This window comes from Conexibacter sp. S30A1, assembly GCF_023330665.1.
Taxonomy (GTDB): domain Bacteria; phylum Actinomycetota; class Thermoleophilia; order Solirubrobacterales; family Solirubrobacteraceae; genus Palsa-465.
Genome location: NZ_CP097127.1, coordinates 3,350,682 through 3,376,492, shown reverse-complemented (window position 1 = coordinate 3,376,492; position 25,811 = coordinate 3,350,682). Strand labels below are relative to the sequence as shown.

At 68.4% G+C, this 25,811-nt stretch carries 24 protein-coding genes; 7 read left to right on the top strand and 17 right to left on the bottom strand.

Going from position 1 to position 25,811, the window contains the following annotated elements; translation table 11 throughout:
* Nucleotide 1: 1 nt before the first annotated feature.
* The 4 genes from M3M54_RS16180 (at nt 2) to M3M54_RS16165 (ending at nt 3,562) form a co-directional block, all read left to right on the top strand.
* Complete coding sequence (locus M3M54_RS16180) at nt 2-1,051, top strand: alpha/beta fold hydrolase (protein WP_249020054.1); 1,050 nt, start codon at nt 2-4, stop codon at nt 1,049-1,051.
* A gap of 14 nt (nt 1,052-1,065) precedes the next feature.
* Entirely contained in the window at nt 1,066-1,926 is an 861-nt protein-coding gene (locus M3M54_RS16175; protein WP_249020053.1) for a 3-oxoacyl-ACP reductase family protein, read from the top strand.
* A 96-nt stretch (nt 1,927-2,022) separates the two neighbouring features.
* Entirely contained in the window at nt 2,023-2,304 is a 282-nt protein-coding gene (locus M3M54_RS16170) for a hypothetical protein (RefSeq protein ID WP_249020052.1), read from the top strand.
* A gap of 91 nt (nt 2,305-2,395) precedes the next feature.
* Nucleotides 2,396-3,562, top strand: a complete 1,167-nt coding sequence (locus M3M54_RS16165; RefSeq protein WP_249020051.1) for an alpha/beta fold hydrolase — start codon at nt 2,396-2,398, stop codon at nt 3,560-3,562.
* Here the strand turns inward: M3M54_RS16165 and M3M54_RS16160 are convergent.
* From M3M54_RS16160 to M3M54_RS16130, 7 genes are all read right to left on the bottom strand, one after another.
* The gene (locus M3M54_RS16160) at nt 3,489-3,890 is read right to left on the bottom strand and encodes a helix-turn-helix domain-containing protein (protein ID WP_249020050.1); all 402 of its coding nucleotides are present in this window, start codon (nt 3,888-3,890) and stop codon (nt 3,489-3,491) included. The genes M3M54_RS16165 and M3M54_RS16160 overlap by 74 nt on opposite strands.
* A gap of 39 nt (nt 3,891-3,929) precedes the next feature.
* Nucleotides 3,930-4,694 carry an SDR family NAD(P)-dependent oxidoreductase gene (locus tag M3M54_RS16155; protein WP_249020049.1) on the bottom strand — a complete coding sequence of 255 codons (765 nt, stop codon included), beginning with the start codon at nt 4,692-4,694 and terminating at the stop codon, nt 3,930-3,932.
* 74 nt (nt 4,695-4,768) lie between these two features.
* Nucleotides 4,769-6,373 carry a PucR family transcriptional regulator gene (locus M3M54_RS16150; protein ID WP_249020048.1) on the bottom strand — a complete coding sequence of 535 codons (1,605 nt, stop codon included), beginning with the start codon at nt 6,371-6,373 and terminating at the stop codon, nt 4,769-4,771.
* Nucleotides 6,374-6,406: 33 nt separating this feature from the next.
* Nucleotides 6,407-7,804 (bottom strand): aspartate aminotransferase family protein, encoded by a 1,398-nt coding sequence (locus M3M54_RS16145; protein ID WP_249020047.1) that lies wholly within the window; start codon nt 7,802-7,804, stop codon nt 6,407-6,409.
* Between the two features lie 173 nt (nt 7,805-7,977).
* On the bottom strand, nt 7,978-8,841 hold the full coding sequence (locus M3M54_RS16140) for a hypothetical protein (RefSeq protein ID WP_249020046.1): 864 nt from the start codon (nt 8,839-8,841) through the stop codon (nt 7,978-7,980).
* Between the two features lie 292 nt (nt 8,842-9,133).
* Nucleotides 9,134-13,285, bottom strand: coding sequence for a DNA-directed RNA polymerase subunit beta' (locus M3M54_RS16135; RefSeq protein WP_249020045.1), 4,152 nt, complete (start codon nt 13,283-13,285; stop codon nt 9,134-9,136).
* An 81-nt stretch (nt 13,286-13,366) separates the two neighbouring features.
* Nucleotides 13,367-17,041 (bottom strand): DNA-directed RNA polymerase subunit beta, encoded by a 3,675-nt coding sequence (locus M3M54_RS16130; RefSeq protein ID WP_249020044.1) that lies wholly within the window; start codon nt 17,039-17,041, stop codon nt 13,367-13,369.
* Between the two features lie 304 nt (nt 17,042-17,345).
* Here M3M54_RS16130 and M3M54_RS16125 point away from each other — a divergent pair, with 304 nt between their 5' ends.
* Nucleotides 17,346-18,053 (top strand): phosphatase PAP2 family protein, encoded by a 708-nt coding sequence (locus M3M54_RS16125; RefSeq protein ID WP_249020043.1) that lies wholly within the window; start codon nt 17,346-17,348, stop codon nt 18,051-18,053.
* 18 nt (nt 18,054-18,071) lie between these two features.
* Here M3M54_RS16125 and M3M54_RS16120 read toward each other — a convergent pair whose 3' ends face one another.
* Complete coding sequence (locus tag M3M54_RS16120; RefSeq protein ID WP_249020042.1) at nt 18,072-18,500, bottom strand: hypothetical protein; 429 nt, start codon at nt 18,498-18,500, stop codon at nt 18,072-18,074.
* A gap of 48 nt (nt 18,501-18,548) precedes the next feature.
* On the opposite strand from M3M54_RS16120, the gene M3M54_RS16115 reads away from it, so the two are divergent.
* Nucleotides 18,549-19,373, top strand: coding sequence for a hypothetical protein (locus M3M54_RS16115; protein WP_249020041.1), 825 nt, complete (start codon nt 18,549-18,551; stop codon nt 19,371-19,373).
* Between the two features lie 72 nt (nt 19,374-19,445).
* Here the strand turns inward: M3M54_RS16115 and rplL are convergent, their stop codons facing one another.
* The 8 genes from rplL to M3M54_RS16075 form a co-directional block, all read right to left on the bottom strand.
* Nucleotides 19,446-19,829, bottom strand: coding sequence for a 50S ribosomal protein L7/L12 (gene rplL / locus M3M54_RS16110; protein ID WP_249020040.1), 384 nt, complete (start codon nt 19,827-19,829; stop codon nt 19,446-19,448).
* Nucleotides 19,830-19,871: 42 nt separating this feature from the next.
* On the bottom strand, nt 19,872-20,435 hold the full coding sequence (gene rplJ, locus M3M54_RS16105) for a 50S ribosomal protein L10 (RefSeq protein WP_249020039.1): 564 nt from the start codon (nt 20,433-20,435) through the stop codon (nt 19,872-19,874).
* 384 nt (nt 20,436-20,819) lie between these two features.
* A complete protein-coding gene (gene rplA / locus M3M54_RS16100) occupies nt 20,820-21,539 on the bottom strand; it encodes a 50S ribosomal protein L1 (protein WP_249020038.1) in 720 nt (239 codons plus the stop codon).
* On the bottom strand, nt 21,539-21,964 hold the full coding sequence (rplK, locus tag M3M54_RS16095; protein ID WP_249020037.1) for a 50S ribosomal protein L11: 426 nt from the start codon (nt 21,962-21,964) through the stop codon (nt 21,539-21,541). The genes rplA and rplK overlap by 1 nt, the downstream gene beginning before the upstream one ends.
* 87 nt (nt 21,965-22,051) lie before the next feature.
* Nucleotides 22,052-22,573, bottom strand: a complete 522-nt coding sequence (nusG, locus tag M3M54_RS16090; protein WP_249020036.1) for a transcription termination/antitermination protein NusG — start codon at nt 22,571-22,573, stop codon at nt 22,052-22,054.
* Nucleotides 22,574-22,588: 15 nt separating this feature from the next.
* Nucleotides 22,589-22,849 (bottom strand): preprotein translocase subunit SecE, encoded by a 261-nt coding sequence (secE, locus tag M3M54_RS16085; RefSeq protein ID WP_249020035.1) that lies wholly within the window; start codon nt 22,847-22,849, stop codon nt 22,589-22,591.
* 17 nt (nt 22,850-22,866) lie between these two features.
* Nucleotides 22,867-23,031, bottom strand: a complete 165-nt coding sequence (gene rpmG / locus M3M54_RS16080) for a 50S ribosomal protein L33 (protein WP_256465796.1) — start codon at nt 23,029-23,031, stop codon at nt 22,867-22,869.
* A 168-nt stretch (nt 23,032-23,199) separates the two neighbouring features.
* Nucleotides 23,200-24,174, bottom strand: coding sequence for a D-2-hydroxyacid dehydrogenase family protein (locus tag M3M54_RS16075; RefSeq protein WP_249020034.1), 975 nt, complete (start codon nt 24,172-24,174; stop codon nt 23,200-23,202).
* A gap of 73 nt (nt 24,175-24,247) precedes the next feature.
* Between M3M54_RS16075 and M3M54_RS16070 the strand changes: the two genes are divergently transcribed.
* Complete coding sequence (locus M3M54_RS16070; protein ID WP_249020033.1) at nt 24,248-24,973, top strand: GAP family protein; 726 nt, start codon at nt 24,248-24,250, stop codon at nt 24,971-24,973.
* Here M3M54_RS16070 and M3M54_RS16065 read toward each other — a convergent pair.
* Entirely contained in the window at nt 24,970-25,794 is an 825-nt protein-coding gene (locus M3M54_RS16065; protein ID WP_249020032.1) for a class I SAM-dependent methyltransferase, read from the bottom strand. The two genes, M3M54_RS16070 and M3M54_RS16065, sit on opposite strands and share 4 nt — an antisense overlap.
* Nucleotides 25,795-25,811: the final 17 nt, after the last annotated feature.

Sequence of the window (25,811 nt, the reverse complement as noted above, 5' to 3'; positions counted from 1 at the left end):
GATGACGACGCTCGGCCGCCTGGTGTCGCTGCCCCGCGCCGCAGTCGAGTTCGCCAACGTGATCCTGACCACCCCCGACGCCAAGATCGGACAGAGCCCGCGCGAGGTGGTCTGGAGCCACCGCGAGACGACGCTCTACCGATACCGCTCGAACCGGCGTTCGCACCCCGTGCCGGTGCTGCTGGTCTTCGCGCTGATCAACCGGCCAGAGATCTTCGACCTGCGGCCGGGTAACTCGTTTGTCGAGTACCTGCTCGAGCAGGGCTTTGACGTGTTTTTGGTCGACTGGGGGGTCCCCGACGAGGACGACTCAGACCGCGGGCTCGAGGACTACGTCTGCGATGAGCTTGACTGGGCGCTGCGTGAGACGCTGCGCGCCGCCGGCGCCGACGAGGCTTCGCTGCTCGGCTGGTGCATCGGCGGGACGCTGTGCGCGATGTACTGCGCCATCCACCCGGACGGCCCGGTCCGCAACGCCGTGCTGTTGACCACACCGATTGACCCCTCGGGCTCGCTCTACGCGCGCTGGGTCGGCGGCGATGAGTTTGATGTCGAGCTGATCGCCGACGCCTACGGCTCCGTGCCGGGGTCGGGAATCGACTGGGCCAACAAGCTGATGAAACCCGTCACCAACTACGTAACGACCTACCGGCGCCTGCTGCGCCAGATCCTCGACGGCCAGGATCCCCGCGGCGCCTATCAGGCGATGGCCAAGTGGGTCGCTGACAATCCGCCCTTCGCGGGGCGTGCCTACCGCGAGTGGATCACCTGGATGTACAAGGAGAACCGGCTGGTGGCGGGCAGCATCCGCCTGCGCGGCCGCCGTGTCGACCTCGCGCACATCGGGCAGAACCTGCTGGTCGTGACCGCCGGCTCCGACCACATCGCCCCGCGCGAGGGAACGCTGCCGCTGCTTGATCTTGTCTCGAGCGAGGACGTGACGCACCTTGCCCGCCCAGGCGGGCACATCGGCCTGATGGCGGGCTCGAAGGCAAAGCGGGAAATCTGGCCTGAGCTCGCGCGGTGGCTCGGCGAGCGCTCCGGCCGTTAGCGAGAGGGGTTGCGATGGACGCAGGCGAGGGACAGGGCAAGGGCGGGCGCAGCGGCACGGCCGCGACCGGTGGCGCCGATCCACCGATCGGGCGTCCCCGGCTGCACGGCCGGGTCGCGTTCGTGACGGGCGGCACACGGGGGATCGGCGCCGCGATCACGCGCAGCCTGGCCGAGCGCGGCGCGACGGTGGCCGCCGGCTACAGCAGCAACGAGATCAAGGCGCGAGAGTACCTCGATCAGCTCAGCCAAGACGGGCTTGACGCGAGCATCCACCAGGGCAATGTCGGCCTGCCCGACGATTGCCGGCGTACGGTCGGCGAGGTGATCGAGCAGCACGGCCGGCTTGACATCCTCATCAACAACGCCGGCATCACGATCGACAAGACGGTGCTGAAGCTGACCGACGAGGACTGGCACAGGGTGCTTTCGGTCAATCTCTCCGGGGCGTTCTTCCTCAGCCAGGCGGCGCTACCGCACATGATCGAGCGCGGATCGGGCCGGATCATCAACATCTCATCGATCATCGGCGAGACCGGCAACATCGGCCAGGCCAACTATGCCGCGTCGAAGTCGGGTCTCTTCGGGCTGACCAAGACACTCGCGCTCGAGGCGGCCTTCCAGCTGGGGCGTGCCGGGAAACTTGACCCGGACGGCGTCGGGCTGACCGTGAACACGATCGCTCCCGGCTTCATCGCCACCGAGATGATGGAGACGATCCCCGAGAAGGTGATGGACGCGATCAAGGCAAAGATCCCACTCGGCCGGCTCGGGCGCCCGGACGAGGTCGCGCGTGTCGTGCACTTTCTGGCCGCCGACCAGTCCTCATACATCACCGGCGCCGTCTGGCACATCAACGGCGGGATGGACATGTAGCCGGGGGCGGGGCTCCGCTTGCGCGCTTGCCGGTTAGCTGCTAATCTGCAAGCAGATTCATCTCTCTCACTCTCACCCCAACACCAGAGGTTCACGATGGCCGCAAGCGAAGCCCCCACCACCCCGGCCCAGACGTTCGGGGCCGGTTACGAGCAGTACAAGCAGTTCAGCGATCAGGTCATGGACGCCGCGCGCAAGACCGGCGTGCAGACGGTTGACGCCTACCAGAAGGCTGTTGAGCGGGCGCTCGAGATGGAGCGCAAGCTCGGCGTCGCCACCAAGCAGGATTGGCTCAAGGGCATGATCGACAGCCACGCCGACATGGCGCACGAGCTGACCACCGCCTACACCAGCGCGGTTCGCAGCCTGCTCTCCTGAGCTGCGCCGGCCCGACAGCCGGTCTGCTAAACCGTGGGGCGCCGCCCGCTTGGCGGCGCCCCACCCTTATTACAGGAGGCGCACGCGCCCGATGAGCCCCGTACAGGTACCGATCTGCGCCCCTGAAGAGTCAGCTTCCAGCCTCCTAGAGAGCTGGTTTGAGCTGTGGCTCGAGGCGGGCACCGCCACGCTTGGGGAGCTGGGCCGCACGCTCACGCGTGGTCCGCGCACACCGCTCGAGCTCACCCGCTGGTTCGAGCTCACCACCGTACGCGGCCGGCCCGAGTGGTCAAGCCCGCACGCGATCGTGTGGACGGAGCCGCTCGCACGGCTGCGCGACTTCAGCCCGCCCGGCGCTGCCGAGGTGATCCCGACGCTCGTGCTGCCGCCGCAAGCGGGCCACGACTCCTGCATCGTCGACTACTCCCCCGGCCAGAGCCAGATGCGCACGATCCTCGCGGCCGGCCTGGAGCGCGCCTACGCACTCGACTGGGTGGGCGCCAGCGCGGCGACCGCCAACGCGACGATCGAGGATTACATCGCCGTGGTGGACCACGCCGTAAACCACGCCGGCGGCCGCGTCAACCTGGTGGGCGACTGCCAGGGCGGCTGGCTCGCGACCGTGTACGCAGCTCTGCACCCCGAGCGCGTCAACACGCTCACGATCGCCGGGGCGCCGATCGACTTCCATGCTGGCGAGCCCGTCATCGGCGAGGTGGTGACGCGACTGGCGCCCGGCGGGGACCTCGCCTTCTACCGAGCGCTGGTGGCGCTGGGCGGTGGCGTGCTCAAGGGCGAGCACATGCTCTCAGGCTTCATCCTGATCAACCCGCTGGACGAGTACACGCGCCAGGTCGATCTGCTGCGCCACATCGACGACGACCGCTACGTGGCCCGCTACCGCGAGTTTGAGGACTGGTTCAAGCACACCCAGGACATTCCCGGCGCCTTCTACCTGTGGATCGTCGAGCGCCTGTTCCGGGACAATGCCCTCCTCGACGGGACGCTTGAGGTCGGCGGGCGTGCGGTCCGACTCGGCGCGCTCGACATGCCGCTTAACCTGCTGGCGGGCAGCGGCGACCACATCACCCCAGCGGAGCAGGTATTCGCGCTGGCAGGCGCCGCCTCGACCCCGCCCGGCGAGATCCGCTACGAGCTGGCGAGCGGCGGGCACCTCGGGCTGTTCATGGGTCGCGAGGCGCTTGCTGACCACTGGCCGCCGCTGCTCTGCGCGGTGGCGGAGCGTTCGCGGCTGTGAAGGACTCGTAGATCTCGCGTAGCGCGCTGCGCTGGCGCGCGGTCAGACGCGGGTCGGCGGCGATCGCGTCAAGCACCGCGCTCGCCTCCGGCTCCTCACCCGGCGGCGTTACGCCCGCCTGCTGATAGAGCGTCTCCGCCGAGACCTGAAGCGTCTTTGCAATCGCCTCGAGCACCTGCTCTGAAGGCGCGCGCAGGCCCCGCTCGATCTGGCTCAGATAGGGGTTGGAGATGCCAGCCAGGTCGGCGAAGCGCCGCATCGATAGCTCTGCCAGCTCCCGTTGCTTGCGGATGATCTCACCGAGTGCGGCTGCCGAGCGATCCGTCATCTTCGGCCCGAGCATACCGCCAGGCCGCCAGCGCAGCGCTCAGTGTGCGGTCCAGCCCTGATCCATGGTCACCGGCACACCGGTGAAGGCACCGCCGCCCGAGCCCGCCAGAAAGGCGACCACCTCGGCGACCTCGGCGGGCTCGATCAGCCGTTTGACAGCCTGGGGGGCGAGCAACACCCGCTCGGTGACCTCCGCCTCGCTGAGGCCGTGAACCCGTGCCTGGTCTGCGATCTGGCGCTCCACGAGCGGCGTGCGAACGTAGGCTGGGCAGACTGCCGTGGTCATGATCCCGTCGGCCGCACCCTCCAGCGCGAGCGTCTTGACGAGCCCGAGCACGCCGTGCTTGGCCGACACGTAGGCAGCCTTGTACGGCGAGGCAGCCAGAGCATGGGCGGAGGCGATCACGATGAAGCGCGCCGCGGGGCTCCGGCGCAGCTCGGGCCAGGCTTGCTTTGCGAGCATGAAGGGGCTCGTCAGCAGCAGCGCGATCAGCGTCTGCCAGCGCTCGAGCGGGAACTCCTCGATGGGCGCGACGTGCTGCACTCCGGCGTTGGCGACGACGATGTCAAGCCGGCCGAAGCGCTCGATCGCGGCCGCGACCGCCGCCACATTGGCCTGCGGGTCGGTGAGGTCGGCGCCGAATGCGACCCCCGGGCCATCGGGATCGGGGTTCAGGTCGGCTGCAAGCACACTCACCCCTGCCCGCTCGAGCCGCTCGGCAACCGCCCGGCCGATGCCGCTGGCGGCGCCGGTAACGAGCGCCGCCCGCCCGGCGAGGTCGTCTGTCTGCTCGCTGCTCATAACTGGTCGCTGTCGGCCACCTGCGTGGACTCTACCCCTTGATTGCTCCGCCTTGGCGAAGCAGCCGCGCCAGGTCAGCCGACGAGCTCTCGGCCCCGCAGCGCCAGCCAGAACTCGATCCGGTCGCGCGCTGAACTGAGGTCCCGGCCGGTCAGCTCCTCGACCCGCCGGATCCGGTAGCGCAGCGTGTGCCGATGGCAGTAGAGGCGCTTGGCGGCGCGCTCCCACTGGCCGTTCTCCTCGATGAACGCCTCCAGCGAGCGCATCAGCTCACCGCCGTAGTAGCCCTCGCTGCGCTCGATCGGCCCGAGAATCGAGTCGCAGAAGAGCTTGAGCGCCTCGTCGTCCTGCAGTGAGAGCAGCAGCTGAAAGGAGCCCAGGTCACGGTAGGTGGCGACCTTCGCCTGGCGTGCGGTGATGCCCAGTGCCGCCGCTTCCAGCGTGCAGCGCGCTTCGTGAAAGCCCCGGCGCGCCTCCGCGCCGGAGACCGCGCGACCCACCCCCACGGTCAGCGGCGCTCCCGGAAGCTCGCCCGCGAGCCGCTCGGCGACGCGCTCGGCCAGCGCGAAAAGCAGCTCGTCCTCCATACCCGGAATCAGCGCTACCACCTGGTCGCGGTGCGCGACCAGCGCCGGCACCGCCTCGGCTCGCAGCGCCGCCGCCAGCGCGGCCTCGGCCGCCACCAGACCGGGCCCGCGTGAGCCTCCGCCAAACGCCAGTCCGGGCTTGGGCAGCGCCAGCACGCTGACCGTGCCGCCGAGTCCGAACGGCTCCAGGCGACGCTGCAGGTCGGCACCCGTCAGCTCACCGGCCAGCAGGCCGGCGAGCAGGTCCCCGGCGAGCCGCCGCTCAGTGTCGCCGGCGACGCGCTCGCGCAGCAGCTCCAGCGCGACGATCGTGACCGCCTGGCGCAACACCAGCCGGTCGAAGTCAGACAGGGGGGCGTCGTCCTTGACCGCGACCAGCCAAGCTTCGGGCGCCGGCACACCGCTGCCGGAGCCGCCCTCAGAGGCGACCGGAACCGCCAGGCCACGACTCGGGTCGGCAAGCGCGGGCATGAACGGCACGTGCTCCCGGCGACCGGCGCGCTCGCGGATACCCTGGCGCAGCGCCTCCAACTCCTCAGCCTCGAGCTGGCGTCGAAAGGCGTGCTGAGCAAGCGGTTCACCGCGCGTGCCGAAGACGATCACGGCTGCACCGATCAGGGTCGCGAGCGTCCCCACCAGCGCCTCCAGACCACGTTCTGCGAGCACCACCCGCTCGAGCCTCTCCTGGGCCGCGAGGGCGCGGCGCAAGAGCGCGTACTGCTCGTTCACGAGCTTCGAGAAGGCCGCCTCCGTGACCGCGATGAACGGCTTCTCGTAAGGCACCTCAAACAGCGGGAAGTCCCGCTCCTGCGCAGCCTTGACCAGAGCTGCCGGCACGCGCTCGTGGCCGAAACCGGTCCCGAATCCCAGGCCGGCCAGCTGGTGGTCGGCCAGCAGCTCAGTGAACGCACGCTGGCGCGCTGGCGTGTCGAGCTGCAGTCCGGTGGTGAGCAGAACCTCACCACCGGACAGCCAGGGGGTCGGGTCGGCCAGCTCGGTCATGTGGACCCAGCGGATCGGCAGATCGGCGTTGGCCTCGCCAGCGAGCAGACGCAGGTCGAGCTCGGCGGTCAGCTCACGAACGGTCAGCAATCGGGTCCCTCATGGGCGTGAAGCGCCCGGCGATCAGGCGAGATGCATGCGCCGGCCCGCCTCCTCGAGCACCGGCCGCAGCACCGCCTCAATCTCGGCGAACTGTTCGGGCCCGGCGATCAGCGGCGGGGCGAGCTGCACGACGGGGTCACCACGGTCATCCGAACGACAGATCAGCCCTCGGTTGAACATCTCAGACGACAGGTAGCCGCGCAGAAGCGTCTCTGCCTGCTCGTGGCTGAAGGTCTCCTTGGTCTCCTTGTTCTTGACCAGCTCGATCGCGTAGAAGTAACCCATGCCGCGCACGTCACCGACGATCGGCAGGTCACGCAGCGACTCGAGCATCGCGCGGAACGCACCCTCGTTGGCGGCCACGTGATCCAGCACGTGGTCGTTCTCAAAGGCGTCCAGGGTGGCCAGCGCGATCGCCGCCACCACCGGGTGTCCGCCCCAGGTCGAGCCGTGCAGGAACGTGTTGGTGCCCTCCATGAACGGCTCCGCGACGCGGTCGGAGGCGATCATCGCCCCCATCGGCGCGTACGCGCTGGTGATGCCCTTGGCCGTGGTGATGATGTCGGGCTGGTAGCCGATGGCCTGGGAGCCGAAGTAGGTCCCCAGCCGCCCCCATGAGCAGATCACCTCGTCGGAGATCAGCAGCACGTTGTACTCGTCGCAGATCTCGCGAATCCGGTCAAAGTAGCCCTCCGGTGGCACCAGGCAGCCGCCGGCGTTCTGCACCGGCTCCATGATCACCGCCGCGACGGTGTCGGGCCCCTCAAACTCGATGCGCTCGGCAACGGCCTCGGCCAGCTCCAGCGGGTCGTGGTCTGCAGGGAACCGGTACATGTTGGTGTTGGGCACGTGGCTCACGCCGGACAGCAGCGGCTCGAACGGCGTCCGATAGTCGGTCACACCGGTGGCCGTGAGCGCACCGAAGGTGGTGCCGTGGTAGGCGATCTGGCGAGCGATGAGCTTGTGCTTGTGCGGGTGCCCCGTGACGCGGTGGTACTGGCGGGCGAGCTTGAGCGCCGCCTCGACCGACTCCGAGCCGCTGTTGGTGAAGAACACACGGTTCAGGTCGCCTGGCGCGAGCTCAGCGACACGCGTGGCGAGCTCGATCGCACGGGGGTGCGTGTAGGACCAGCTCGAGAAGTAGCCGAGCCGCTTGGCCTGCTCGACACCCGCCTGGACCAGGTCCGCACGGCCGTGTCCCAGCTGCGTGCAGAAGAGCGACGAGAGCCCGTCGAGGTAGCGCTTGCCGTGCTCGTCGTATACGTAGCAGCCCTCGCCGCGCACGATGATCGGGATCTCGTGCTCAGCGCTGTACTCACCCATGCGGGTGAAGTGCATCCACAGATGCCGACGCGCCTGCTCCTGAAGCGTGGCGTCGGCGGTGGCTTTGCTGGCGGGTTCGCTGGTTGTGGTTGACATCAGACCTCTCCGAAAAATGGTTGGGTTAGACATCGGACGTGCCGATCAGTACAACGGTAGCTGGCCGCGAGGCCGCCGTGCACGGCCATGTGGCAAAGCTCACGTGCCCCGGCTTGTACAAATAGGCGCAGACGGGCCTTCGTTGGCCAGGCACCCGCGGCACATCCGGACGTTCAGCCGCTCGCAAACCCCGCGGCCCGCGCCGGCGCGGGCGTGAACCAGGCTGCGACCAGCACCAGGGCGAAAGCCGCCACCTGCGCGAGGATGCCGAGCGTGCTGGTCGGAAACGGGTCACCGAAGACCACCAGCCCGCCAAGGATCCCGGAGACGTTGGCAGCCGTCGAGGTGATCGCGATGACCGGCACCGCCTGGCCGTCCTGAAGCGCCCGCGCCGAGGTGAAGAACGCGACCACTGACGCGGCGACCATGACCGGCACCCACGGGAAGATGAAGCCGAGCAGGCCCTCGCCCCACTCCCCGGTGAGCGCCTTGATCGCCACGTCGCTCACACCAAACAGGATGCCCGAGGCGGCTCCCAGCATGACGCCGCGGTGGTGGCGCGGCGCCCCGATCCGTGGGCCGGCGATCAGCAGCGTACCGAGCGCGATCAGACCGGCCTCAAAGGCGATCATGCCCGGCAGCGAGTAGTGCGAGTGGGCGCCCTGCACGTGCGGCAGTGAGACGCCGAGCAGGATCAGCCCCGCGGCTGTCATCCCCAGGCCCGACCACTGGCGCGGCCCGACGCAGGCGCCGTAATAGCGCTCGGCCATGATCGCCAAAAGCACGATCCCGCCCGCCAGCACGGCCTGCACCACCGACAGCGGCACCAGCGACATGGCAGCGATGTGAAAGGCCCACGAGCCGCAGGCGATCAGCATCCCGATCGTGAACGCACGCGAGGAGAAGAGCTGGCGGGTGGACCACAGCGGTCGGCCGAAGTCGACCTCGGCAGCCGCTCGGGCGCCACGGTGCTTGTAGAGAAAGCCGAGGTTGGTTGCCACCGCACAGGCTGCGGCGAGGGCGATGCCCAGGATCATGGTCATTGCAGGCTGGTGTGCGGTGGAAGCGTTGGTGCGGTTGCGGCTGTGGTCGGGCGCTCAACGACCGTCCGGCGGTGGGCGCCCTGACGGCCTGCCCTTGAGTTTCGGCAACCGACCGGGGTTGCTTGATGCGACTGGACGCCAAGGACACTGTGACACACCGAGCTGGCCGCCGGTCCGCGGCGGCCAGGACCAGCCCACGGCCGGGCGGCCCAAACTGCAGGTGGGCCGCCCGGGGGCAAACGCGCGTCCGGGGGCCCGTGGCCCCCGGACGATAGGTCAGTGCTTGCTAGTTGAGATCCTCGGCGCCCGACAGGCCGTCGTCGCCCGCCAGCCCGAGGTCGTCGAATCCGTCGGCAAACCCGAACGAGGCATCGACGCTGCCGAGCGCCTCGAGGTCTGAGAGGTCGGCGTGCAACCCGCCGAAATCACCCAGATCATCGCCCTCGGCCAGGCCGAGCTCCGCCGCCAGGTCGTCGCTGTCGAGCAGGCCGATCTCGTCGATCCCACGCGGCAGCGGCTCGGCCGGCTCGATCTCGATCCGCCGGTAGCGCTTCAGCCCCGTCGCGGCCGGGATCAGCTTGCCGATGATCACGTTCTCCTTGAGGCCGTTCAGCCGGTCGATCTTGCCCTCAAGCGACGCGTCGGTCAGCACCTTGGTCGTCTCCTGGAAGGAGGCCGCCGACAGGAAGCTGTCGGTGTTCAGCGACGCCTTGGTGATGCCCAGGATGATCTCCTCGGCCTGCGCCAGCTCACCGCCGTCGTGCTCGACCGCCCCGTTGATCCGCGCGAACTCGTGCCGGTCGACGAACTGCCCCGGCAAGAGCTCCGTGTCGCCCTTCTGATCGACCCTGACCTTCTTCATCATCTGACGGACGATCAGCTCGATGTGCTTGTCGTTGATGTCCACACCCTGCGACTTGTAGACCTCCTGGACCTCGCGGACGAGGTAGAGCTCCGTCTCGGTGCGCCGCTCCTGCGGTGTTTTGCCGCCGTGAGCGAGGATCTCGTGTGGATACAGCGAGCCCTCGTTGAGCGGCTTGCCGACCTCCACATGCTCCCCGTCACGGACATACAGCAGCGTGCGCCGCGGGAACGGGTAGCGGTGCTCCTCACCGGCCGAGTCGGTGATCACGACCGTCACCGACTTGTCGGCCTCCTCCAGCGAGACGGTGCCCGACACCTCGGCCATCCGCGCGAGGCCCTTCGGCTTGCGCGCCTCGAACAGCTCCACCACGCGCGGCAGGCCGTGCGTGATGTCCGCGCCGGCGACACCGCCGGTGTGGAAGGTGCGCATCGTCAGCTGCGTGCCCGGCTCACCGATCGACTGCGCCGCGATGATTCCCACGGCGTCACCGATCTGCGCGAGCTTGCCGGTCGCCATCGAACGGCCATAGCAGGCCTGGCAGACGCCGGTGGGCGCCTCGCACTTCAGCACCGAGCGCACCGGTACGCTCACCAGCTCACCGGCGGCGGAGGCCTCACCAAAGGCCTCGACCAGCGCGGCCAGCTCGCCGCGGTCAATCTCGGCTCCCTGCTCGACGATCACCTGGCCGTCGGGCCCGGTGATGGTCTGGGCGGCGATCCGGCCGACGAGGTTGTCGTTGGGCTCAGCGGTGGGCCGCAGGCGCCGGCTGGAGGGATCGACGTCGGCCTTGAACACCGGTGCGGAGATGTACTCGCTGGTGCCGCAGTCCTCCTGGCGGATGATCACATCCTGGGAGACGTCCACCAGGCGCCGGGTCAGGTAGCCCGAGTCGGCGGTGCGCAGCGCCGTGTCGGCGAGACCCTTGCGGGCCCCGTGCGTCGAGATGAAGTACTCGAGCACGTCCAACCCCTCCATGAAGTTGGACTTGATCGGCCGCTCGATGATCTCGCCCTTGGGGTTTGCCATCAGCCCGCGCATACCCGCCAGCTGGCGGATCTGCTGGAAGGAGCCACGCGCACCCGAGTTGGCCATCATGAAGATCGGGTTGAGCTCGTCGAGGTGGTCGACCATCGCCTTGGCGACTTCGTCGGTCGCCTCGTTCCAGAGGCCGGTGACGGCCTCGTGGCGCTCCTCCTGATCCATCTCGCCGTTGTCGTACTGGGCGTCGATCTCAGCCAGGCGCTCGTCGTAGCGAGCCAGGATCTCCTGCTTGTCGGGCGGGGTCTGCACGTCATTCTTGGACACGGTGACACCCGCCTGGGTGGCGTAGTGGAAGCCGATCTCCTTGAACGCGTCCAGCACCTGGCTGATCGACGCGGCCCCATAGTTCTGGACCAGATCGTCGACCAGCTTGGTGGTGTCCTTCTTCTTCATCGAGCGGTTGACGAACTCGTACTTGGTCGGGTCGAAGTCCTCGCCCATCGCCTCCTCAACGGCACGCTCGATGCGGTCGTTGTAGATGATCCGCCCGACGGTCGTCAGCACGTGTCCGCGGTCTGAGTCGCGGGGACGGTATTCGGCGATGTCGTGGAGCCCGACCACACCGTGCTCGTAGGACCACTCCGCCTCCTGGGCGGTGCGGAACACGTGCGGGCGCGGCTGGTGCGTGGCCGGGTCGATCTTCGCAAGCTCCTCCGCCTCAGGACCATAGGTCAGGTAGTAGGCGCCGAGCACCATGTCCTGGGCCGGAACCGCCAGCGGCGCTCCGTGTGCCGGCGAGAGGATGTTGTTGGCCGACAGCATCAGGATCCGCGCCTCGGCCTGGGCCTCAGCCGACAGCGGCAGGTGCACAGCCATCTGGTCGCCGTCGAAGTCGGCGTTGAAGGCGTGGCAGACCAGCGGATGAACCTGGATCGCCTTGCCCTCGACCAACACCGGCTCGAACGCCTGGATGCCCAGGCGGTGCAGGGTCGGCGCGCGGTTCAGCAGCACGGGATGCTCGTGGATGACCTCCTCGAGCACGTCCCACACCTCCGGGATCATCGAGTCGACCATCTTCTTGGCGGCCTTGATGTTCTGCGCGGACTTGCGCTCGACCAGGCGGGCCATGATGAACGGCTTGAACAGCTCGAGCGCCATCAGCTTCGGCAGGCCGCACTGGTGCAGCTTCAGCCACGGACCGGAGACGATCACCGAGCGGCCGGAGTAGTCCACGCGCTTGCCGAGCAGGTTCTGGCGGAAGCGCCCCTGCTTGCCCTTGAGCATGTCCGAGAGCGACTTCAACGGGCGGTTGCCAGGACCGGTGACCGGGCGCCCACGGCGGCCGTTGTCAAACAGCGCGTCGACGGCCTCCTGCAGCATCCGCTTCTCGTTGTTGACGATGATCTCGGGGGCGCCGAGGTCGAGCAGCCGCTTGAGGCGGTTGTTGCGGTTGATCACGCGCCGGTAGAGGTCGTTGAGGTCCGAGGTCGCAAAGCGGCCACCGTCCAGCTGCACCATCGGGCGCAGCTCCGGCGGGATCACCGGCACCGCCTCGAGGATCATCATCTCCGGCTTGTTGCCGGAGTTCAGGAAGGCCGTGACGACCTTCAGGCGCTTGACGGCGCGGGCCTGCTTCTGACCCTTGGCGGTCTTGACCTGATCCTGAAGGTCGGCTGCCTCGGCCTCGAGGTCGACCTGCTGCAGCAGGTCGCGGACGGCCTCCGCACCCATGCCGCCGCGGAAGTACTCCCCATAGCCGTAGGGCGAGCCGAAGCGGTCCTTGAGCTCACGGAAGAGTGTCTCGTCGTTGACCACGTCCTTGGGCTTGATCGACTTGAACAGGTCCCACACCTGGCGGATGCGCTCGGCGGCGTCCTCCATGTAGGCCTCGGTGTCATCGATGTCGGCCGTCATGCTCTTGCGCACGTCCTTGATCAGCTTCTCGCGCTCCTCATCGGAGAGCTTGGCGACGTTGACATCCAGCGCGTCGGCCCACAGGTGGTCGTCGTCCGAGAAGTCACGCGTGATCTTGGCGCTCTGCAGGAACTCGAGCCGGCGTGCAAGCGACTCCTTGAGCTCGAGCATGCGCTCTTCCTTCTCGGCCGCGTAGCTGTCGAGCGTCTTGTTGACCTCGGTCTCGAGTGTCTCGAGGTCACGCGCGCGCGCCTCGTCGTCGACCCAGGTGACCATCGAAGCGGCGAAGTAGAGAACTTTCTCGAGCTCCTTGGGAGCCATGTCCAGCAGGTAGCCGATGCGGCTCGGAACCCCCTTGAAGAACCAGATGTGGCTGACGGGTGCCGCCAGATCGATGTGCCCCATGCGCTCGCGACGCACCTTGGAGCGCGTCACCTCGACGCCGCAGCGCTCGCAGACGATGCCCTTGTAGCGCACCCGCTTGTACTTGCCGCAGTAGCACTCCCAGTCCTTGGTCGGACCGAAGATGCGCTCGCAGAACAGGCCATCCTTCTCAGGCTTGAGCGTCCGGTAGTTGATCGTCTCCGGCTTGGTTACCTCACCGGAGCTCCAAGAGCGAATCTGCTTGCTGGAAGCGAGGCCGATCTGGATTGCGTCGAAGTTGTTGATGTCGATCAAAGTGATTCCTCTCGTGATCTTCGTGCTGCTGCCGGCGGCCCGCTGGCCGCCAGCAGCGCTGTGGGGCGGTGGTGAGACGCCCTATGCCTCGTCTTCTTCCAAAACACCCTCCGCCTCACCGGGGCCGATGGCGGCGTCGAGCATTGGGTCAAGCTCCGCCGCGAAGTCCTCGGCCTCCAGGTCTTCACCTGACTCCAGGTCGGCGTCCTCCTCCTCGAGCTCCTCGGCGGATGCCTCGAGCGTTTCGCCCTCGTGCTCGACGGCCTCGTCGGCCGCCTCCTCGCCGTTTGAGCGCACGCCGCTGAGATCGATGCCGAGCTCCTCCGCGGCCCGCAGCAGGTCGTCGTCCTCGTCGGCCATGTCAGCCCGCTCGCCCTCCTCGGAGACGACGTTGACGTCGAGCGCCAGCGACTGCATCTCCTTGAGCAGGACCTTGAAGGACTCGGGGATCGATGGCTCGGCGATGTTCTCGCCCTTGACGATCGCCTCGTAGGCCTTCACGCGCCCGACGGTGTCGTCGGACTTGATCGTGAGCATCTCCTGCAGGGTGTAGGCGGCACCGTAAGCCTCGAGCGCCCAGACCTCCATCTCGCCGAAGCGCTGGCCGCCGAACTGCGCCTTGCCGCCCAGCGGCTGCTGGGTGACCAGGCTGTAGGGGCCGGTCGAGCGGGCGTGGATCTTGTCGTCCACCAGGTGGTGGAGCTTGAGGATGTACATGCAGCCGACCGTCACCGGCTGGGCGAACGGCTGGCCGGTGCGACCGTTGAACAGCCTCACCTTGCCGGATGCCTGCTCACCCTCACGCCGGCTGAGATCCACGTCCATGCGGATACGACCGCCGGCAGCGGCGTGCTCCTGCTGCCACTGCACCAGCGCGCGGTCGACATCCTGCACCTTGGCCCCGTCAAAGACGGGTGTCGCGACATACACCTTCGGGCCGGCGCCGTCGACGCTGTTGGGTGCGACGGCACGGCGGGTGGCGTTCTTGCCCCGCTCGTTGTCACCGTCATACCAGCCGTTGAGCGCGACCCAGCCCAGGTGCGTTTCGAGGATCTGACCTAGGTTCATGCGGCTCGGCACGCCGAGCGGGTTGAGGATCACATCGACGGGGGTGCCGTCCTCGAGGAACGGCATGTCCTCGATGTCGACGATCTTGGAGATCACGCCCTTGTTGCCGTGGCGCCCGGCGAGCTTGTCGCCCTCGGAGATCTTGCGCTTCTTGGCGACGAACACCCGTACCAGCTCGTTGACGCCCGGCGGCAGATCGTCGCCGTCGTCGCGGCTGAAGGTTTTGACGTCGATCACGACACCACCCTCACCGTGGGGAACCTTGAGGCTGGTGTCGCGGACCTCGCGCGCCTTCTCCTTGAAGATCGCGCGGATCAGCTTCTCCTCCGCCGTCAGCTCGGTCTCGCCCTTGGGCGTGACCTTGCCGACCAGCAGGTCCCCGGACTGCACCTCGGCGCCGATGCGGACGATGCCGCGGTCGTCGAGGTTGCGCAGGCTCTCCTCGGAGCGGTTGGGGATATCGCGCGTGATCTCCTCGTCACCGAGCTTGGTGGTGCGGGCGTCGATCTCGTACTCCTCGATGTGGATCGAGGTCAGCTCGTCGTCCTGCACCAGGCGCCGCGAGAGGATGATCGCGTCCTCGAAGTTGTAGCCCTCCCAGGACATGAAGGCGACCAGCAGGTTCTTGCCAAGCGCCATCTCGCCCTGGTCCGAGGAGCTGCCGTCGGCCAGCACCGTGCCGGCCACGACCTCGGTGCCGACATCGATGATCGGCTTCTGGTGGATCAGCGTGGCCTGGTTTGAGCGCATGAACTTGTGCAGCTCATACTCCTCCTGACCACCCTCCTTCTTGTCAACGACGATCTTCTCGGCATCGACGTAGGAGACGACCCCAGCGCTCTTGGCCAGCACCACATCGCCGGTGTCCACGGCGGCGCGGTATTCCATGCCGGTGCCGACCACCGGCGCGTCGGCGACCAGCAGCGGCACAGCCTGACGCTGCATGTTCGAGCCCATCAGCGCGCGGTTGGCGTCGTCGTGCTCGAGGAACGGGATCATCGCGGTGGCCACCGACCAGACCTGCTGCGGTGAGACGTCAATCAGATCCACCTCGCCCGGCGTGACCGTCACATACTGGCCGGCCTGCGTGCGGCAGAGGATCTCATCGCCCTGGAGGCGACCATTGGCGTCCACCGCGGCGTTGGCCTGCGCGATCTTGAGGTCCTCTTCCTGGGTGGCGTCGACGTGGATGACCTCATCGGTCACCACCCCGTCCTTGACCACGCGGTAGGGCGTCGTCACGAAGCCGTGCTCGGAGATCTCGGCGTAGGCCGACAGCGAGCCGATCAGGCCGATGTTCGGACCCTCGGGCGTCTCGATCGGGCACATGCGGCCGTAGTGGGTGGGGTGCACGTCGCGCACCTCGATCGGCGCGCGCTCGCGCGTCAGGCCACCGGCGCCCAGCGCGCTCAGCCGGCGACGGTGCGTCAGCCCGGTCAGCATGTTGGTCTGATCCATGAACTGGCTGAGCTGCGAGCTGCCGTAGAACTCCTTGAGCGCGGCAACCACGGGGCGGATGTTGACGATCGTCTGCGGCGTGATCGTGTCGGTGTCCTCGGTCGTGAGGCGCTCGCGCACGACGCGCTCCATGCGGTAGAGGCCGATCCGGAAGGCCTCCTGGATCAGCTCGCCGACCGTGCGCAGGCGACGGTTGCCGAAGTGCTCGTACTCGTCGAGGTGCTCGAGGATCGGCTCACGCGGCATGTCCGCGGCCTCGGCGGCGTAGTCCTTGGCCTCGTTGTCCGGGTGCTCGGACATGCCGAGCAGGCGCGGCAAGCTGATCAGCTCCTTGACCAACGCGATGATGTCGTCGTGGGTCAGCGTGCGCGTGTCAAGGTCGATGTCGAGACCGAGGCGGCTGTTGAGCTTGTAACGCCCCACGCGCGTGAGGTCGTAGCGCTTGGGGTCGAAGAACAGCTGGTTGAGCAGCGAGCGCGCGGCGTCGACCGACGGCGGCTCCCCGGGGCGCTGCTTCTTGAACAGCTCGATCAGCGCCCCCTCTTCGGTGCGTGTGACCTCGGTGTCAGCCTCGAGCGTGAGGCGGATATAGAGCGAGTCGTCAAAGAGCTTGGTGATCTCTTCGTCGGTCGCGTAGCCCATCGCGCGCAGCAGCACCGTGACCGGCAGCTTGCGCTTGCGGTCGATGCGCACGTATACGCGACCCTTCTTGTCGATCTCGAGCTCCAGCCAGGAACCACGGGCGGGCATCAGGTTGGCGACGAAGACCTGCTTCTCGCGGTCCTTGGGCTCCATCACGTAGGCGCCGGGAGAACGCACCAGCTGCGTCACGACCACCCGCTCGGTGCCGTTGATGATGAACGTGCCGCGGTCTGTCATCCACGGAAAGTCGCCCATGAACACGGACTGCTCCCGGATCTCGCCGGTCTCACGGTTGATGAACGCGACGGTCACGGTCAGCGGCCGGGCGTAGGTGAGATCCTTCTCACGGCACTGGTCGATCGACGCGATCGGCTCGTCGAAGGTGAACTCGCCGAACTGCACGGCAAGGTTGCCCGTGTAGTCCTCGATCGGCGAAACGTCGTCGATCGTTTCGCGCAGGCCGCCGGCTTGGGGGTCTGTCAGCCACTCAAAGGAGCGGCGCTGGATGTCGATCAGGTTGGGGACTTCAAGGACCTGGTTCAGACGCGCAAAACTCCGGCGCGTCCGGGGGGCTTCAGCGGTTGCCAAGACGGCGACTCCTCGGGCAGATGGGGAGACAGGAGAGACACGGGTTTCGAGCCGATCGGGCCCTACGCACGCGGACTCAAAAAGATAGCACAGAGAAGCGATGCCCACAACAGGGGCGCTCGGCGCTCACGGACCCCGCCTCGGGCTCCGCGTATGTGGCGCGGCGCCGGTGTGTGAGACGGCTACGTCTATTGGCCGACGCCGGAAGTGTAGGCGTAGACGCCGCGCAAGGCAACCATGGGGTGCAAGGCGACCGCCGCCCTGCTTCGACACCCGCGGCAACGATGACGTAAGGTTTCCGCCCGTGATCGTGACCTCACCAGACCGCCGCAGCATCGAGGCGGCGCAAACGACCGAAACCACGGACACACGGCGCCATCAGGCGCTCTACCTGAGCGTCAGCGCAACGCTGCTGGCGCTGGTCTTTTTGGAGCGCTGGGTGCTGTCGGTCCACACGTTCTCCTTCGATGTCTGGTCGGCGAACGTCGGCATGTCGCACAAGGCCTGGCCGATCTGGGACATCACGCGCATCTACCAGCAGGTCGGACGGCCGCTGGTGGCGATCGGCGAGGTGCTCGTGATGACCGCCTGGCTGTGGCGCTCGAGCGGTGGCGGGGCGGCCGGCCGACGGGCCGTGGGCGGGCTCGTGGTGGCGCTGGTCGCGTCGGCGATCAACAAGGCGATCAAGATCGTCTGGGGCGCCACGCCGCTGTGGCGCACCCTGCCCCACCACGTGGGCGCCAACTTCCCAAGCGGCGTGGTCACGTTCATGGTCGCCTCGGTCGGCTACGTGGCGCTGGTCGGCTGGCGCCAGGGACACAGGACGGTGCCGCGCCTGCTCGTGCTGGCGATCATCGGCGCCGGCCCCGCCCGCGTGATCGGTGGCCAGCATCTGCTGAGCGACGTGGTGGGCGCCTACATGCTCGGTATCGCCTTCCTGATCCTGGCCTCGCGCTACCTCACCTGGACGCCACGGGCCAGCGGCGCGCCGACCGCCACCGCCTCCGGCTGAACGCTGCGCGGGAGCGCTTCAGGCGCCCGCAGACAACGGCTCCACGGACACCGGCACCGCTGGCCCGGGAGGGCGCTCGCTCGGCCCCTCGTCGCTGCCCCCGCGCCGGTGAAGCGTCTCGTAGACCTGGGCGCGATAGGGCGTCACCGGGATCACACCGCCGCGAAAGGCCGACACCCCCAGACCCGCGACGCGTCCCGCCCCCGAGGCCAGCTCATCGCCGATCGCCAGCGGGCCCGCGGCGAGCGCGAACACCCACACCTCGTCGGCCACCACTCGGCGCGCGGGCGCGACGCTGGCGGTACCGATCAGCTCAAGCTCATCCCAGCCGTGCCCCCAGCCGCGAAGCAGCCTGCTGACGGCCTCACGCAGTGCCGGTGGCACCGCACCAGGCGGTAGCAGTGCGGCCAGGACGGGTGCTGGTGGCAGCTCGTGGCGGCGGTGCATACCGACACTCTAGGGGTCACCCGCAGTCACGGGCTAGCCTTGGACGACATGCCCGCCCACAAGTCCGCCGGCCGCGCGCTGCTTGCGGCGCTGCTGAGCGTGCTGGCGAGCGTCGCGATGCTCCTCGCGCTGATCGCCGGCTCGGTCACGACACTCACCGGCTCGGGCTTTGCGGGTCGCGCGCTGCGCGTGGTCGAAGCCGGACCGCTGCGCTCGACGGTGATCAGCACCGTCACAGACCACGTGCTGGCCGTCACCGGCAATCAGGCCACGGTCACGCCGATCGTCACGCAAGCGGTTGGCGAGGCGCTCTCGAGCCCGGTGGTCAACGCCGAGATCGACGCCGCCGCCCGGTCGCTGCAGAGCCAGCTCGAGTCAGGCCAGACAGGCGTCTTGCGGCTGACCCTGCCCGATGTCGGTCCCAAGCTCGGTCGCCTGGTCGCCGGCCGCAGCCCGCAGCTCGCCGCCATCCTCGACCGCATCGGCACGGTCCAGGTGGTCGACATACCGCTGCCGCCGGCGGCGTCCACCGCCGGGCGCGATCTGGCCCTGCTCGGTCGCGACAGCACGCTGGCGATCGTGCTGTGCGTCGTGCTGGCCGGCGGAGCGCTGCTCATCTCCCCTTCGCGTTGGGGCACGCTCCAGGGGCTCGGCATCGGCGCGATCGCGAGCGGCCTGATCGCGGTGGGCGTCTACCTGGTGGGCGGCAACCTCGTCACCGGCTCGTTCTCGCTGCCGCTGGCACAGACCGCGGCCCGTGCCGCCTGGGACTCCTATCTCGGTGGGCTCGAGCCCGCCGGGCTCACGCTCGCCGGCGCCGGTCTGGCGGCCCTGGTCCTCGGCGGCGTCGGCCGCCTGCTGTTTGAGCGCTAGCAGGAGCCCCTAAACGACGGGAGGGCCGCCCCGGCGGGGCGGCCCTCCCGTGCTCGGACCGGGGTCCGGAAGCTACTTGTACTCGACGCTCGCGCCGGCCTCTTCGAGCTCGGCCTTGAGCTTGTCGGCCTCCTCGCGCTCGATGCCCTCCTTGACGGCCTTGGGAGCGTTGTCGACCAGATCCTTGGCCTCCTTGAGGCCAAGACCGGTGGCGGCGCGGACGACCTTGATGACCTGGATCTTCTTGTCGCCGGCGGCGGTCAGGATGACGTCAACGGTCGTCGACTCCTCCTCGGCGGCGGCGTCAGCACCACCGGCCGCGGCGGCAGCCGGGGCGGCGGCGGCCACGGCGGCCGCTGAGACGCCGAAGGCCTCCTCGAGCGCCTTGATCCGCTCGGACAGCTCGAGCACCGAAATGCCCTTGAGCTCGTCGATCCATTCTTCAGTGGTAGGCATGTGTTTCTCCTGGTGTTTCTGGTTGAAGGGGTGTGGGGGTTCTCAGTCCTCGGCCGCGGCCGGCGCAGCGCCGGCTGCCCCGCCGCCGAGCAGTCCCTGGTCGCGTATCTGGCCAAGCTGGATCGCCACTCCGGCGATCAGCGCGTTGAGCGTGCGCGCCAGGCCGGTCAGCGGCGCGGCGACGGTGCCGACCAGCTGGGCGTGCAGCACCTCTCGCGCGGGTAGTCTGGCGATCGTCTCAGCGTCGGCGGCGCTGAGCGCCACGCCGCCCATGTAGCCGCCCTTGAACGCCAACGGGCCGCGCAACGCCCGCGAAGTGTCGCTCAGGACCTTGGCGGCCGCGGCGACATCACCCTTGACGAGGGCCAGCGCCGTCGGCCCATACAGCATCGGCTTGATCTCGTTGACCCCGGCCTGGTCGGCGGCACGCTCCGCCAGCGAGTTCTTGGTCACCTGCAGCCTGGTGTCAAGCGGCCGCAGCTTCTCGCGCAACTCCGCGATCTGCGCAACCGTGATGCCGCGGTAGTCCAGCGCGAAGATCGCCCCGGAGCCGGTCAGCTCATCGGCGATCTGCTCGATCACTGCCGCTTTCTCTTCTCGATTCATTGGTCTCGCTCTCTACTCATGACACCCGTCTGCAGGCGGGCATCGAGAGCGGCCGACCAGCATCGCGCGGCGTCCGCTTCGAGGCTTCACCTGCTCTGGACTTACGCGCGCACGCGGCCGGAGGTCTTGGGCGTCGTCTCTTGAGGGCGTCAGTGTAGCCGCTCACCGCGCCACGGACCGGGCGGCACGATCGCGCGAGCGCGGACAACAACCCCGCGCCCCCAAAGCTCCACGACCACAACGTGGTTTGTGCAATCCGGGCGCTACCAGCGCGCGAAATGCACAAAGTGGCAGCTCAGGGTCTTGGTTTGGGGCGCAGGTGCTGTGCCCGACGGTCGGGAGCCGGCGGACCGCTGTCCGCCGGCTCCACGCAAGCGGGCGGTCTCAGGCGGGGACTGCGTCCTCGACGATGTCGCGGGTGCGGGTCGGGTCAACGCGCACGCCCGGACCCATCGTCGAGGCGAAGGTGACGGTCCGCAGGTAGCGGCCCTTGGCCGCCGCTGGCTTGGCACGCACCAGCTCCTCGATCACCGCCTGGTAGTTCTCGAGCAGCGCCCGGTCCTCAAAGTCGCGCTTGCCGATCACGAGGTGCACGATCGCGTTGCGGTCGGTGCGGTACTCGACCTTGCCGGCCTTTGACTCCTCGACGGCCTTACCGACGTCCATCGTGACGGTCCCGACCTTCGGGTTCGGCATCTTGCCCGACGGTCCGAGGATGCGCCCCAGCCGACCGACGACCGGCATCAGGTCAGGCGTGGCGATCGCCACGTCAAAGTCGTCAAAGCCCTCCTGGATGCGTGTTGCGAGGTCCTCGGCGCCGACCACATCGGCTCCCGCCTCCTCCGCCTCGCGCGCCTTGTCGCCCTGGGCGAAGACCGCCACCCGGACCTCCTTGCCAAGCCCGTTGGGCAGCGCCACGGTGCCGCGCAGCTGCTCGTCGGCGTGGCGGACGTTCAGCCCGGTGCGGACGTGGACCTCAACCGACTCGTTGAAGCTCACCGTCGAGAGCTGCTTGACCAGCGCGATCGCCTCCGCCGGCGTGTACTCACGCTCGCGGTCGAAGCGCTGACGCGCCTGCAGGTATGCCTTGCCATGGTTTGCCATCAGGCCTCCACCTCCACTCCCATCGAGCGGGCGGTGCCCGCGACGATCCGCTTGGCGGCGTCGATGTCGCCCGCGTTCATGTCCTGCATCTTCTTCTCGGCGATCGCGGTCAGCTGCGCCTGGCTGAGGCGCGCCACCTTGAGGCGGTGCGGCTCGGCCGAGCCGCGCTCGAGACCGACCGCCTGCTTGATCAGCACGGCAGCCGGCGGCTGCTTGGTGACGAAGGTGAAGGAGCGGTCCTCGTAGACCGTGATCACCACCGGAATCACCGTGCCGGCATCACCCTGGGTCTGCGCGTTGAACGCCTTGACGAACTCCATGATGTTGACGCCGTGCTGGCCGAGCGCGGGGCCGACCGGCGGCGCCGGGGTGGCCTGACCACCGACCGCCTGCAGCTTGATGTGTGTGAGGACTTTCTTTGCCATTTCGACTCTTCCTAGTTCTGGCGAGCAACACGGGCCCCCCTAGGGCCCGCATAAATCTCTCCTAGTGCACCTGCAACTTCAGGGTTACTACAGCTTCTTGACCTGGTCGAAGCCGACCTCGACCGGGGTTTCGCGACCGAAGATCGAGACCAGCACCTTGAGCTTCTGACCGTCTTCGTTGACCTCGGAGATCTCGCCCGAGAAGTCAGACAGCGGCCCGGAGACGACCTTGATCGACTCGCCGATCGCGAACTGCGCACGGCTGCGCGGGCGCTCGGCGGTCTCCTGGTGCAGCAGCCGGTCGACCTCGCTCTGGGTGAGCGGCACCGGCTCGCTGGAGGGACCGACGAACCCGGTGACCCCGGGCGTGCCCTTGACCAGCGCCCATGAGTCCTCGTTGAGGTCCATGTTCACGAGCACGTAGCCGGGCATCGTGCGGCGCTCGACGGTGACCTTCTGGTTGTCCTTCATCTCGGACACCGACTCGGTTGGGACGACGATCTGGCGCACGTTGCGCTGCTGGCCGAGCGAGACAACCCGGTGTTCCAGGTTGTGCTTGACCTTGTTCTCGTGTCCGGAATATGTATTGACTACGTACCAGCGGAACATTCTCTCTTCGCCTGTCTAGAGGATCAGGTTGATCAGCTTTGAGGCCACCAGGTCCGCGACCCCGAGGAACACCCCGGCGACGATCACGAAGCCGATGACGACACCCGTGGCCTGCATCACCTGCTGGCGGTTGGGCCATTGCGTGCGCTGAAGCTCGCGCCAGCTTCCGCGCAGGAACCCGACAAGCCTAGCGGGTGCCGACGGGCGCGGCGCAGCGCTGATGCCCGCCTGGCCCGGGTGCTCGTCGACCTCGTCGAGCTGATCGGGGTCAGCCACTGAAGCCTCGCCGCCGCCTAACGCGTCTCACGATGCGGGGTGTGCCGCTTGCACCACCTGCAGTACTTGCGCAGCTGCAGCCGCTCGGGGTTGTTGCGCTTGCTCTTGTTGGTCTGATAATTGCGGTGCTTGCACTCCTCGCAGGCGAGGGTCGCAGCGATCCGCACGTCTCCACGGGCCATATCTGTAGTCCCCGAATGCGGTTTGACTGGTGCTCGCCGAGACTGAGCGCGTGCTGACGCACGCCGCTCGGCGCGCTGGTGAGTGTAGCGGGTGAGCGCTGCCGTGGCGGCCCGCTGGCCGCCACGGACGCACGAGCCGCCGTCGGCGACGCTCGGCCAGGCTGCCGCTCAGGCGATCACGCGGATCGGCTCGCCGCGCAGGTGAGCCGCCAGGTCCTCAACCACCTGCGCGTACATCTCAGCCAGCGCCGCCGCGCTGACGTAGCCGAGGTGTGGGGTCAGCACGGCGTTCTCAAGCGACAGCAGCGGGTGACCGACCGGCAGCGGCTCGGTGTCGTAGACGTCCAGCCCGGCGCCGGCGATGCGACCGTCAGCCAGCGCCTGCACGAGCGCGGCCTCGTCGACGATCGGGCCCCGCGAGGTGTTGACCAGGTAGGCGCTCTGCTTCATCAGCGCGAGCTCACCGGCCCCGATCAGCCCGCGGGTGCGCTCGGAGAGCACCAGGTGGATCGAGAGCACATCCGACTGCGCGAAGAGCTCGGCGCGACTCACCAGGCGCGCGCCCGCGGCCTGCGCCCGCGGCGCCGTGAGGTTCTGGCTCCAGGCGATCACCTCCATGCCGAAGAGCCTGGCCGGAGCCACCATCTGGGCCCCCAGCCGCCCGAGCCCGGCCAGCCCCAGGGTGGCGCCCGCGAGGTTGGTGGGCAGCGCCTGCTGCCAGATCCCTTCGCGCATCGCCCGGTCCTCCGCGACGACGCGCTTGACCAGCGCGAAGATCAGCGCCCAGGCGACCTCGATCGTGCTGGGTACGCCGGGCGGCGGCTCGAGCGCGGTGCCGCCGTAGCCGGGGATGCCGGTGCCGTAGACGTGCACGCCCCGCGCCGCAAGGTACTCCACGTCCAGCGCGGCGTTGCGCATGCCGGTCGTGACCACCACCGCAAGCTCCGGCAGCTGTTCGAGCACCGCGCGCGGGAAGGCGGTGCGCTCGCGCATCAGCACCAGCGTGTCGTAGCTCGCCAGCACCTCTGACAACTGCTCACGCGGGATCGGCCGGTCGAAGAAATCGACCTCGACGCCGAGCGAGGACCAGTCGGCGAGCGTATGGGCGATCCGGTGATAGTCGTCGAGCACAGCCACGCGCATGGTCAAGCCAGTATCGCGGGTCGCGCGTTGCAGGGTGCAGGCAAGCGCCCATCACCGCCAGAATGTCGCTGCAATGCTGCGGCTGATCGGCATCATGATCGCGGTCGGGCTGGCGGATTCGCTGAACCCATCGACGATGGCGCCGGCGCTCTATATCGCCTCGCAGCCGCGCGCCCGTAACGCCCTGGCCCAGTTCACCGCCGGAGTCTTCACGATCTACTTCCTGGGCGGGGCGCTGATCGCGCTCGGGCCGGGCCAGCTGATCCTGTCGCTCGTGCCACGGCCTGACCCGACCGCGCGCCACGTGCTCGAGTCCCTGGCAGGGGTGGTGCTGCTGGTGGCCGCCGGCCTGCTGTGGGTGCACCGCGACCGGCTCGGCGCCCGACAGCTGCCGGTCTTCACCGGGCGCAACCGCGCACACTGGCTGCTCGGCGCGAGCATCATGGCGATCGAGCTGCCCACCGCGTTTCCGTATTTCGGCGCGCTCACGGCCGTGATCGGCTCGGGCGTCGACGTACCGCGTCGGCTCTTTTTGATCGGCCTCTTCAACGTGTGTTTCGTGATGCCACAGCTGGCGATGATGGCGGCGCTGACCTTTGCCGGAGACCACGCCCAGGAGTACCTCGGCCGCGCGAGCGCCTTCCTGCGCCGCCACTGGCCGGTGCTGCTCGCCGTCGTGGCGGTCGTCGCCGGCCTGATCACGATCGCGCTCGGCGCGACCGGCACCTACCGGGTGGCGCGGCGCCTGATAAAGCGTGCGGTGCGGGCGGTGAAACGGACGGTTAAGGCCGCGGTCTAGCGCCGGCGCGCCAGCAGCATCGCCGTCTCGTAGGTCAGCTCGAAGCTCCCGCCGGCGGCGTCGATCGCCGCCCCAACGGCCGTAAACAGCCGCTGCCTGGCAGCGTCAGCCAACAGGATGTGGTCTGAGTGGGTGCCGAGCAGCCCCAGGTACTGCTCGCGGCTGTAGCGCAGCGACCAGCGCACCGAGCGCTCTGTGAGGTCGCTGAACGCCGCATCCTCACGCAGCTCACGCGCCGTCCACGCGACGTTCTCAAGCGGCTGAGCACTCGGATTCAGGGGCCCGGACTTGCGCGCGGCGAAGTCCGACGCGACGGCCGCGTAGGCGACATCGAACGCCGGCGCCAGCGGGTTGCCGTCCCACAACGGGCGGTTCCAGAACGGCACAAGCGCACCGCCCGTCCTCAGCACCCGCGCCGCGGCCCGGCTGCGCAGCTCCGGCGTGACCCAATGCCACGCGGTCCCCGAGACAATCAGCGCAAAGGCACCCTCAGGCAGCTGCGCGTGCTCAAAGTCGCTGCGCAGGACCTCAAGCGCCAGCCCGGCGGTGGCGGCCCGCTGGCTCGCCACCGCCGCCATCTCGCCATCGGGCTCGACGGCGGTCACGGCAAAGCCCTGCGCCGCCAGCGCCAGGCTCACGAAGCCGGTCCCCGCCCCCACGTCCAGGACCCGGTCCCCGGGCCGCGCGCCCGCGTAACGGATCGCCGCGTCGATCACCTCGGGCGGGTAGCGAGGACGGTGGCGGTCGTAGCGCTCGGCGACGGCGCCGAAGCTGAGCCGTCGCTCGCGGTCGGCGCTGACGTCTGACTGTTCCGCAACCACCTCCGGGAGCATAGGCC